The organism is Sphingopyxis sp. (genome assembly GCF_050725615.1).
In the GTDB taxonomy this organism is placed as follows: domain Bacteria; phylum Pseudomonadota; class Alphaproteobacteria; order Sphingomonadales; family Sphingomonadaceae; genus Sphingopyxis.
Genome location: NZ_JBOHHU010000116.1, coordinates 1 through 11694 on the forward strand (window position 1 = coordinate 1; position 11694 = coordinate 11694).

The 11694-nt window shown below is 68.0% G+C and carries 7 protein-coding genes; 6 read left to right on the forward strand and 1 reads right to left on the reverse strand.

Annotation, left to right across the window (positions count from 1 at the left end):
• On the forward strand, positions 1–941 hold a 941-nt coding region (locus ACREB7_RS19140), incomplete at its 5' end, for a molecular chaperone DnaJ (protein WP_431593862.1).
• Between the two features lie 118 nt (positions 942–1059).
• The gene (locus ACREB7_RS19145) at positions 1060–2274 is read left to right on the forward strand and encodes a hypothetical protein (RefSeq protein ID WP_431593863.1); all 1215 of its coding nucleotides are present in this window, start codon (positions 1060–1062) and stop codon (positions 2272–2274) included.
• A gap of 1 nt (position 2275) precedes the next feature.
• Here the strand turns inward: ACREB7_RS19145 and ACREB7_RS19150 are convergent, their stop codons facing one another.
• Positions 2276–4594 carry a patatin-like protein gene (locus tag ACREB7_RS19150; RefSeq protein WP_431593864.1) on the reverse strand — a complete coding sequence of 773 codons (2319 nt, stop codon included), beginning with the start codon at positions 4592–4594 and terminating at the stop codon, positions 2276–2278.
• A 189-nt stretch (positions 4595–4783) separates the two neighbouring features.
• On the opposite strand from ACREB7_RS19150, the gene ACREB7_RS19155 reads away from it, so the two are divergent.
• The 4 genes from ACREB7_RS19155 to ACREB7_RS19170 form a co-directional block, all read left to right on the forward strand.
• Entirely contained in the window at positions 4784–7027 is a 2244-nt protein-coding gene (locus ACREB7_RS19155; protein ID WP_431593865.1) for a TonB-dependent receptor, read from the forward strand.
• Between the two features lie 2 nt (positions 7028–7029).
• On the forward strand, positions 7030–8118 hold the full coding sequence (locus ACREB7_RS19160; protein WP_431593868.1) for a PepSY-associated TM helix domain-containing protein: 1089 nt from the start codon (positions 7030–7032) through the stop codon (positions 8116–8118).
• Between the two features lie 47 nt (positions 8119–8165).
• Positions 8166–10334 (forward strand): primosomal protein N', encoded by a 2169-nt coding sequence (locus ACREB7_RS19165; protein WP_431593866.1) that lies wholly within the window; start codon positions 8166–8168, stop codon positions 10332–10334.
• 73 nt (positions 10335–10407) lie between these two features.
• The coding region (locus ACREB7_RS19170) for a tetratricopeptide repeat protein (RefSeq protein ID WP_431593867.1) at positions 10408–11694 on the forward strand (1287 nt) is incomplete at its 3' end.

Sequence of the window (11694 nt, forward strand, 5' to 3'; positions counted from 1 at the left end):
ACCCCCAGAAGCGCGCGGCCTATGACCGGTTCGGCAAGACCGGTTTTCCCGGCGGCGGCCAGGGCGGCGGTGATTTCGGCGATATCGGCGATATTTTCGAATCGATCTTCGGCTCGGCCTTTGGCGGCGGCGGCCGCCAGCAACGCGGCCCCGCGCGCGGCGCCGATTTGCGCTACGACATGGAAATCCGGCTCGAAGACGCCTTCACTGGGGTCAGCCGCGAGATTCAGGTCGACGTCGCGGCGCGCTGCGACAGCTGCGACGGATCGGGCGCCAAGCCGGGCACCCAGACGCACCGCTGCACAACCTGCGCCGGTCATGGCAAGGTGCGCGCGCAGCAGGGTTTCTTCATGGTCGAGCGCACCTGCCCCAATTGCCAGGGCGCGGGCGAGGTCATCGCCGACCCGTGCAACAGCTGCCATGGCGAAGGCCGCGTCGACCGGCGCAAGACTTTGACCGTCAACATCCCCGCCGGGGTCGACGAAGGCACCCGCATCCGCCTGTCGGGCGAAGGCGAGAGCGGTGCGCGCGGCGCGGCGCCGGGCGACCTCTACATCTTTCTCCACATGGCGCGGCACAAGGTGTTCGAGCGCGAGGGAACGACCCTGTTCACCCGCGCCCCGATCAGCTTCACCACCGCCGCGCTCGGCGGCGAGATCAGCATTCCCGGGCTCGACGGCGCCAAGCACGACATCCGCATCCCGGCCGGCATCCAGTCGGGCAAGCAGCTCCGCCAGCGCGGCGCGGGCATGCCGGTGCTCAATGGCCGCGGCCATGGAGACCTGGTCGTCCAGGTCGATGTCGAGACCCCGACCAAGCTGAGCGCCCGCCAAAAGGAATTGCTCGCCGAGTTTCGCGAGACCGAAACCGGCGACGAATGCCCCGCGAGCCAGGGCTTTTTCGGCCGCATCAAGGAAATGTGGGACGATCTGACCGATTGATATCGGGCGATTCGATACCCCCGGCCCGGCGTCCCGGTGACGGGGCAAGGGCCTCAGGACGGTCAAGACAGGCGCGCCGCACCATGATAGCCTCCCCGCCAAAGGGAGGGGTGAGTCGATGGTGCCCATCGCAATTCACAGGCGAACCCTGCTCGGCTGGGGCGCCAGCCTGATCGCGCTGGGATCGGCGATGCCGGCTGCGGCGCGCGGTCCCGAACTGTTCGGCGTCAAGCTGCCCGATCAGGTGACCAGCCTGCTGCCGGGTGAAGCGATCGACGCCGCCGGCACGCTCGAAACCCTGCTCAGGCTCGAACGCGCCGCCGATCGCGCCAAGCTCCCGGCCACGCCGCTGCGTTTTGACGGCGATCCCTCGCTCGCCGGGCTGAGCGGGTCGCTCTATCGATCGTTGATGCCGCGCCTGGTCGCGCTGATAGACCGCAGCGAAAAAATCGATCCGGGGCTCGCGGGTCAGGCCGGGGCGCTGCTCGCACGGCTGCATAGCGCCGAACATCAGGTGCCCGACCTGCTGCGCCCCTTCGTCGCGGGCAGCGACCAGCGTCTCGATTGGGATAGCGACGGCCCGCTCTCGCTGCGCGCCGACACCGGCATCGGCGACATCTTCGCGCCGGCCCCCGCCGCAGCGGCGCGCGAGGGCAGCGACGTCTGGGAAAACGCCGCCCCGCCGCTCCCTCCGCCTCCCCCCGCGACGACGCCCCCATCGCCGGCCGCCAAGCCGCCCGCCCCGATCATCCTCAGCCGCGCGCGCAATTATCCGGCGCTGAAGGACGAATATCGCACCCTGTTCGACAGCATGGAGCTGCGCGCCGATTACAGCGCGACCACCGACTGGTATCTGACGATGCTCACGGCATCGCGTCCGCGCTATGATCCGGTGGCGCTCGACACGGGGGTGCCCTGGTTCGTCATCGGTATCATCCACGGGCTCGAGGCGAGCTTCAATTTTCTGGCGCATCTGCACAATGGCGACCATCCGCTGACGCAGCGGACGCGGCAGGTGCCGGCGGGCCGGCCGCTGACCTGGGCGCCGCCGACCGACTGGGACTGGAGCGCCAAGGACGCGCTCAAACTGCTGGGCTTCACCGGCAAGACCGACTGGAATCTGGAACGCATCCTGTTCCGGTTCGAGGCCTATAACGGCTTCGGCTATCGCAACACGGTGGTGCCATCACCCTATTTGTGGAGCTTTTCCAACCATTATGAGGCCGGCAAATTCACCGCCGACGGGCGCTTCAACGCGAAGGCGCGGTCGCAGCAATGCGGCGCGGCGGTCATGCTGAAACTGCTCGCAGACGCCGGCGACATCAGCCTTTAGCTCAAGCCGCTCCGATTTCGCCGCGAAGCTCGGCGATCAGCGCCGCGACCTTCGGCAACCGCGCCTCCTCCTCGTCGAGGATGGCGTGGAACGCCCGGCGCTTGATGGCCGCCAGTTCGTCGGCCTGCAACGCCCCGTCACCGGTCACGCTGCTCGAGACGATATCGATCAGCCGGTCGGCGCCATGGAGGCGGCCCCACAGATAATCATTCTCGCGATAGGCGCGGCTGAAGAAGGCGCCGAAGCTGTTGAACTCGATGCCCTTGAGCATCGCGGCCGCGCCGCCGGTGCGGATCGCGGTCGCGTCCGAGGGCGAGATGCGGTCGATCTTGATCGGGTCGAACTCGTCGAAACCCTCGCCCTGAAGCAGCGGCAGCGTCGCGATGTCGTAAAAGGGATAACCGAGATAGGCGAGCAGCAGCGCGCGGCGGTCGTCCCTGGGCAAGGCGCCCAGTCCCTCTGCGATCAGCGCATCGGCGGCCGCGTCGGCGCCGATCAGGTCGCGGCGCGCGGCGACCGCGTCGATCCACTGCCCCGCATCGGCGTCGGCGGGCACGTCGAGGTCGGCAAACCAGTTGTCGCCCTCGCGCTCCAGATAGACGCCGAGTGCGGCGTAGATCACATCGCGCATGGCGTCGCACGCCGGGTCGCGGGCGTCGCGCTTCGCCTCGACCAGCCGGTCGAGTTCGCGCGCGAGGAAGCGCAGGCGGCGGACGCGGAAACCGAGGTCGTGGGTGCGGAAAAAGGTCACCGCGTCGCCGCTCGCCCCCGCGCCGCGCCTGCCCGAAATGCGGTCGAGGCCGCGCGCGCGCACTTCGTCCCAGATCTGCTGGCGGCGGATGCGGCGGTGGATATCGCCCTCGGGCGGGGCGAGCCGGTCGACGATGCCGACGAGATCCTCGACCATCGCCGACAGCTTGAGATGGCCATAGGGCGAGAAAGCGAAGCCGGCGCGGTCGGCCGCCTGTTCCTGCGCCTTGGCGCGCCATTTGGCGAGCCGCGCGACCGTCGGTGTATCGAGGAAGAAGGTCGTGCCGAACAGCGCGGCCACCTGTTCTTCGACCTCGATCTTCATCGCGTCGATGATATGCTGCATCCGGCGGATGCGGCGCGACATGCCCTCGATCGCCTCGACATTGTCGCGAATCGGCTGTTCGCGCGGAATTTCGGACATCGCGCCGAGGATCGTCGGCAGGAAGCCGGGCAGGCGCGGGGCGTCGCCCTCGGCGGTTTCGCCGGGCTTGCCGAAGCTGATCGAACGATAATCGGGTTTGGGGTCGATATAGATGAAGCGGCGGTCGATCTCGCGCCGCGCCGGACGCTGTTTGAGCGCCGAAATCGCGGGGCGGAAGGGCGCGTTGGCGAGCACCGATCCGTCGATCAGGACGCGGTCGGCGGGGTCGCTGTCGCCGCCCGCCGGCAATTGCGCGCGGAGGAAGGCCTCGCGGCCGGGCCAGGCAATCTGGCGCTGGTCGAGCACGCGGTCGAGTTCGCGCACGGTGAAGGGCGGAAAGGCGCCCGGAAAACTCGCGGTCGCGCGCGCCGCAGCGGCGAGGCCGGGAACATCGTCGAGCGCTTTGCCGGCGCGGCTGTCCTCGCGGAAATGGAGGATCAGGCGATGCTCGTCCTCGGTCACCCGCGGCGGACTGTTGAGCGAGAGCGACACGCGATGCCCGGCGAAGTCGGTGACCGACACGAACAGGTCGACCGGCTGACCGGTGGGGACCAGCACCGGCCCGCGCGGCCCCTGGTCCATCGCGGCGAAGGCGTCGAGCAGCAGGTTGGAGAAGGTCTCGCCGCCGAAGGGCGGTTCGAACCAGCGCGCGCGCACGAAGCGCGACAGTTTCGCGCGCACCTCGTCCTGCGCGCCCTCGCCCACCGTGCGGTCGATGACATTGCCGCGCTTCTTCATCACCCAGCCGGCGATCGGCACCGCCCAGAATTTGGTCGCCGCCGACAAGGGCCGGGCATCGGGATCGATCAGCCGGTCGACATCGGCATCGTCGAGCCACAGGTCGGTGAGCGGGTCGAGCGACTGGCCGGTGGCGAGTGCGCGCGCGAGGAAGATGCCATTGATCCCGCCCGCGCTCGCCCCCGCGACGATGTCGGCGAGGACGCGCAAGCGGACGTTGCTGCGCTCGGCGAGGCGCGCGAGCAGGTCGCGGTAGACGATGCCGACGCCGCCGAGCGGGCCGCCGTCGTGAAAGGCGCGCGACGCCGCCGCGAGCCGCCACACCTCCTTGGTGATGCCATGCATATAGACGGCGAGGCTGATGCCGCCGTAGCAAATCAGGGCAAACCGCAGTTCCTTCTCGCGCATGAGCGGGTGATAGCGTCGTTTGATCCACCTGTCCCCCTCCCGCTTGCGGGAGGGGTTAGGGGAGGGCCTGTTCCACAACGCCGCCCCTATCGACACGCCCTCCCCCGACCCCTCCCGCAAGCGGGAGCGGAGATTGAACTTGCATCTGCAAATCGCTCGCATTAGCGGCGCTCTCAGCAGGAGTTGAGAATGATTCGCAAATTTGTCGCCGCCGCGCTGTTGACCACCGCCTCGCCCTTCCCCGCCTTCGCGCAGGACGTGGCCCCGGCCGACACCGACGCCGACACCGGCGAAGAGACGATCATCGTCACCGCCGCGCGCACCGTGTTGCCGCCGAATGCGCTGCCGCTGACGATCGACATCATCGGCAAGGACGCGCTGGACCAGCAGATCGCGATTTCAGGGTCGGTGACCGACGCGGTCGCGACGCTGACCCCCAGTTTCTCGCCGACGCGGCAAAAGCTGTCGGGCGCCGGCGAGACGCTGCGCGGCCGTTCGCCGCTCTATGCGATCAACGGCATCCCGCAATCGACCCCGCTGCGCGACGGCAGCCGCGACGGTTTCACCATCGACGGCTTTTTCGTCGACCGCGTCGAGCTGATCTTTGGATCGAACGCGCTGCAGGGCGTCGGCGGCACCGGCGGCATCGTCAACCAGGTCACCGTCGGGGCGCCGAAGGCCGACGGGATTTCGGGCCGCGCGCTGGTGCAGGGCACTGCCGACAATGATTTTTCCAAGGCCGGCATGGGCGGCAAGCTGGCCGGGCTGGTGCAGTATCGCGCCGGGCGCTTCGATGCGACGGTCGGCGCCGCTTATGAAATTCGCGGCGTCTTTTCCGACGCCAAGGGGCGTCCGATCGGGCTCAACCTGACGCAGGGCGAAACGCAGGACAGCAAGACGCTCTCGCTGTTCGGGCGCTTCGGCTATGAGGTCAGCGACACGATGCGGCTCGACCTGATCGCCAGCCGCTTCGAACTGAAGGGCGACGGCGACTATGTGGCGATCGCGGGCAGCCGCACGCTCGGCATCCCGACCAGCGCCGTGCGCGGCACCCCGCCGGGCGAATCGGCGCAGAACCGGACCGAAAGCGTCGCGCTGTCGCTGACCGACACCGACCTTGGCGGCGGCAATTTCGTCAGCCAGATCTTTTTCAACCGCAGCCGCGACACTTTTGGCGGCGAGGTCGCGACGCAGGCGACCTTCCAGGACCCCGCGCTGGCGCCGGTCGGCACCCTGTTCGACCAGTCGCAGAACCGCAGCCGCAAATTGGGCGCCAAGTTCAGCTATGAGCGCGGCCTGCCCGGTTTCGAGGACCTGACGCTGACGATCGGCTTCGACGCACTGGTCGACCGGACCGAGCAGGCGCTGATCGCCACGGGGCGCGTCTGGGTGCCGCCGAGCGATTTCCGCAGCCTCGCGCCTTTCGGGCAAGCGAATCTGAAATTGTTCGACGGCAAGCTTCGCCTCGCGGGCGGGCTGCGCTGGGAAAATATCCAGATCAAGATCGACGATTTCCACACGCTCGCCTCGACGACCTTCGTCGCCTGTTCGGCGACCATCACAACCAATTGCGGCCCGGCCACCTATGGCGGCGTCAACGTTGCCGGCGGCAAGCCCAAGTTCGACGATGTGCTGATCAACGGCGGGGTGATCGTCGAGCCATGGGACGGCATTCGCGCCTATGCCAGCTATGCCGAGGGCTTCACCGTGCCCGATGTCGGCCGCATCACCCGCGCGCTGAACCGCACCGGGATCGACATCGACAATTTCCTCGATATTTCGCCGATCGTATCGAACAACCGCGAGATCGGGTTCGAGGTGAAGCGTGGGCCTTTGGACGCGAGCGCCGCCTATTTCTGGTCGTCGAGCGACAAGGGCCAGTTGCTCATCGCCCGCCCTGACCGCGTTTTCGACGTCCAGCGGCTGCGCGTCGAAATCCAGGGGCTCGAACTCAACCTGGGCGTCCAGACCCCGATCGACGGACTGAAGCTCAATATCGGCTATGCGCATCTCGACGGTCGTTTCGACAGCGACGCGGTGCCCGACAGCAAGGTCGACAGCGACCTCGACGGCGCCAATATCTCGCCCGACCGCCTCAACCTCGCGGCCAGCTATGCCAGCGGCCCCTTCTCGGCCCGCCTGCAGACGCAGGTCTATTTCCAGCGCCGCTTCGACGGCAAGGCGCGCGCTGCCGACGATGCCAATCCGCTGCACCCGCTCAAGCTCGCCGACAATGACTTTGGCGGCTACACGCTGACCGACGCCTCGATGCGCTATCAGGCGGGGATCGGTGGGATCAGCCTGTCGGTCCAGAATCTCTTCAACAAACACTATATCGACTATTCGAGCGACACGCGGTTGCCGAACGACCAGCTGTCCTATTTCGCCGGACGCGGACGCAGCTTCACGCTCGGCTGGGATAGCCGCTTCTGATGATGAAGACGCTCGACACGCTGCACCGCTGGAGCGGCGGGCTGATCGGCCTCGTGCTGGCGCTGCTCGGGCTGACCGGCGCGATCCTGGTCCACAAGGACGCCTGGATCGGCCTGCCGCATGCCGGCGATCCGCCGAACGGCGATCTGGCGACGGTCGCCGCGACGACCGAGACATTGCTGGCGCTGCCCGGCGATCCGCAGGGCGTGATCTATGCAACCGATCGCTTCGGGCTCCACCAGCTGCGTTTCGGCGAAGGCGCCGGGCTCTATGCCGACCAGTCGGGCGCGGTCGTCACCCGCTGGGCCAGCCAGTGGGAGCGCCCCGAAATCTGGATCTTCGATTTCCATCATCATCTGTTCGCGGGCGACAGCGGCGAATGGGTGATCGGGATCGCGGGGCTGTGTGGGCTGTTCTTCGTGATCACCGGCGTCATCCTGTGGTGGCGCACGCGGGCGACCTTCAAGCTGCGGCTGTGGCCCAAACGCCTGACCCGCCCGGCGATCGTCATGCAGCACCGCGACCTTGGCGTCGTCGTCGCCCCGCTACTGCTGCTGTCGGTCGTCACCGGCACGATGATGATCTTCCGCCCCTTTGCCGCGATCGTCGTCGCCCCCTTCGGCCCGGTCGCCGAGACCGCCAAGGCGCTCGAGCCACCGAAATACAAGGGCGGGCCGCTCGCCGCCGACCCCGATTACACCGCGATGCTGACCGAGGCGCGGCGGCGCTTCCCGACCGCCCAGTTCCGCATCCTCAGCCTGCCGCGCAAGCCCGGCGACGCGATCAGCCTGCGCATGAAACAGCCCGAGGAATGGCTGCCCAACGGGCGCACGACGCTGTGGTTCGATGCCGGGACGGGCAAGCTGCTCGGCGTCCGCGATGCGCTGGCGATGCCGGCGGGCGCGCAGGCGTTCAACATGGCCTATCCGCTCCACGCCGCGAAGGTCGGCGGGCTGGGTTATCGGTTGCTGATGACGGTATCGGGCCTCGCGCTCGCGCTGCTCGGCAGCCTGACCGTTTGGACCTTCTGGTTCAAGCGGCCGAAGGTTGTGAAGCGTCCGACGAAGACGGCGGCGCTGGCCTCGACGTAGACGTCGCTTTCCTATTTTACGGGCGCCCCTATATCCTGCCCAGTCCCATGACCCGCGCCCGCGTCCTCCTGCTCACCGCCGCCCTCGGCCCGCTCGATTACCGGGTGCCCCATGGCATGGAGGCCGGACTCGGCAGCGTCGTCGTCGCGCCGCTCGGCCCGCGCAAGCTGGGCGGGGTGATGTGGGAGGATGCCAGTTTCGGCGCTCCCGAGGCCGTCGGCGACAATCGGCTGCGCAATTTGTTCGAGGTCGTGCCGGTGCCGCCGATCCAGGCGCCGCTCCGCCGTCTCGTCGAATGGACGAGCGACTATTATCTCGCGCCGCCGGGGTCGGTGCTGCGCATGGTGTTGCCCGGGGTCGCCTTCGCCGATGCGCGGCGGCCGATCATCGAATATCGCGCGACGGGGGAGCTGCCCAAGCGGATGACGCCGCAGCGGACGGTCGCGCTCGACATGATCGGGCGCTCGCAAGGGACGGTGCGCGAACTCGCGGCGCTCGCCGAGGTCAGCGAGGCGGTGGTGCGCGGGCTGGTGAACAGCGGCGCGCTCGAGGCGGTCGCGGTGTCGGCCGATGCGCCTTATCCGGCCCCCGACCCGGCGTTTGCGCCGCCCGACCTGTCGGACGAACAGACGGCGGCGGCGGCGCGGCTGGTCGCGGCGGTGGCGGCCGAAAAATTCGAGACCTTGCTGCTCGACGGGGTCACCGGGTCGGGCAAGACCGAAGTCTATATGGAGGCGATCGCCGCCGCGATCGACGCGGGCAAACAGGCGCTGGTGCTGCTCCCCGAAATCGCGCTCACCGAACCGATGCTGACGCGCTTTGCGGCGCGCTTCGGCTGCGAGCCGGTGGCCTGGCACAGCGGGCTGCGCTCGGCCGAACGGCGGCGCGCCTGGCACGCGATCGCGGCGGGCGAGGCGAAGATCGTCGTCGGCGCGCGCTCGGCTTTGTTCCTGCCCTATGCGCGGCTCGGCGTGATCGTCGTCGACGAGGCGCATGAGACGAGCTTCAAACAGGAGGACGGCGTCCATTATCACGCGCGCGACGTCGCAGTGATGCGCGGGCATTTCGAGGGGCTGCCGGTGGTGCTCGCGAGCGCGACCCCCGCGCTCGAAAGCCTCGCGATGGTCGAGGCCGGACGCTATCGCCATATCCAGCTGCCCGCGCGCTTCGGCGGCGCGACGCTGCCCGACCTTGCCGCAATCGACATGCGTCACGACCCGCCCGACCGGGGGAGCTGGCTCGCACCGCCGCTCGTCGACGCGCTGGCGGACCGGCTCCACAAGGGCGAGCAGAGCCTGCTCTTCCTCAACCGCCGCGGCTTTGCCCCGCTGACCTTGTGCCGCACCTGCGGCCATCGCATCCAGTGCCCGAACTGCACCGCGTGGATGGTCGAGCACCGGCTCGTCCATCGCCTGGCCTGCCATCATTGCGGCCATGTCATGCCGCCGCCGCGACTGTGCCCCGAATGCGAGGATGAGGACAGCCTCGTCGCCTGCGGGCCGGGCGTCGAGCGCGTCGCCGACGAAGTGGCGCTGCGCTTTCCCGAGGCGCGCGTCGCGATCGTCACGTCGGACACGCTCTGGTCGCCCGCGAAGGCGGCCGAATTCGTCGACAATGTCGAGGGCGGGCTGGTCGACATCATCATCGGGACGCAGCTCGTCACCAAAGGCTATCATTTCCCCAATTTGACATTGGTGGGCGTGGTCGACGCCGACCTCGGGCTCGACGGCGGCGATTTGCGCGCCTCCGAACGCACATTTCAGCAGATCGCGCAGGTCGCCGGGCGCGCCGGGCGCGGGGTCAAGCCCGGCGAAGTGCTGATCCAGACGCGCGTTCCCGACGCGCCGGTGATGGCGGCGCTCGTCGCGAACGACCGCGACGGTTTCTATGCCGCCGAAGCCGCGGCGCGCAAACACGCCGGCGCCCCGCCCTATGGCCGCTTCGCGGCGCTGGTCATCTCGTCGGAGGATATCGAGGTCGCGCGCGGTGTCGCCAAAAGGCTGGGCGACAAGGCGCCGGTCGCCGAGGGGCTTGCGGTCTATGGCCCCGCCCCCGCCCCGCTCGCGATGCTGCGCGGGCGCCATCGCTTCCGCCTGCTGCTCCACGCGCCGCGCAGTTTCGACCTGCAGGGCACGATCCGCGACTGGGTCGCGCGCATCGACTGGCCGAGCAAGGCGCGGCTGGCGATCGACATCGATCCTTATAGTTTCGTCTGATCGCACAGGGGTTTACAGCCTCGGCGCCGCTTGGCAGCATGGCGGCGCAGAAGGGCCGGGCTTGGGGGACAGGGTGATTCAGAAACGGGCAATCGCCGGGGCGGCGATGATCGCGGCGCTGTGGGCGACCGGCGCAGAGGCCAAATGGCTGCGCGCCACATCGAACAATTTCATCATCTACAGCGAGGGCAGCGAACGGGATTTGCGCGACTTCGCCGAGAAGCTCGAACGCTTCGATGCGACGCTGCGCTATCGCTTCAAGATCGAGGGCGGCAAAGATCCCAATCCGCTGACCATCTATCTCGTCGACCGCGCCAGCGACGCTGGCCGACTGGCGTCGGGCAAGGGCGGATCGTCGATCGCGGGCTTTTACAGCCCCGATCCGGAGGGCAGCTTCGCGGTGTCGAACCGCGAAGATTATGTGCTCAAGGGAACGCCGCAGTCGCAGCAGACGCTGTTCCACGAATATGCCCATCATTTTATGAAACGCTTCCTGCCCGGCGCATTTCCAGCCTGGTTCATCGAAGGTTTCGCCGAATATTATTCGACCGCCGATTTTACCAGGGACGGCAAGGCGCAGGTCGGCAAGCCGGTCTACAGCCGCGCCTATGGCCTGCTCACCATGCCCAAGATCCCGGCCGGCACCCTGTTGTTCCAGCGCCCGCTCGAGATGCGCAATTCGGGGCAGATCGACGTCTATTATGGCCGTGCCTGGCTGCTGACGCATATGCTGTTCAACGACAAGGCGCGCGTCGGACAGCTGGGATCCTATATCGGGGCGATCAACAAAGGGGTCGATCCGAAACAGGCGGCGGCCGACAGCTTTGGCGACCTGGCCTTGCTCGACAAGGACCTCAATCGCTACATGAACCAGCCGATGAGCTATGGCACGACGGCGGATGCGATCACAATCGACGGCGCGATCACGATCGGGGCGCTCACCCCGGCGCAGGATGCCGCGCTGCCGCTGCGCCTCGAACGGCTGAGCGCGGGCGGCGACGAACGCATGCTCAAGGCGCGCGCCGGGCTGAGGAAGCTCGCGGCCCAATATCCGGGCGATGCCGGCATCTGGTTCGAACTCGCGATGGCCGAATGGGGATTGAGCGACGACAACCGCGACAAGGCGGCGGCGCGCATCGCGGTCGACAAGGCGCTGGCGATCGATCCGAAGCATGTCCGCGCCAACGTCCTGCTCGGCGAAATGCTGACCGCCGAGGTCGAGGCCAAGGCCGATGCGGGGGCCGCAGACTGGAACGCGGTGCGCAAGCCGATCATCCTGGCGAACCGGACCAATTCGGACGATCCGGTTCCGCTCTCGGCCTATTATAAAAGCTTCGTCGACCAGGGGATCAAGCCGCCG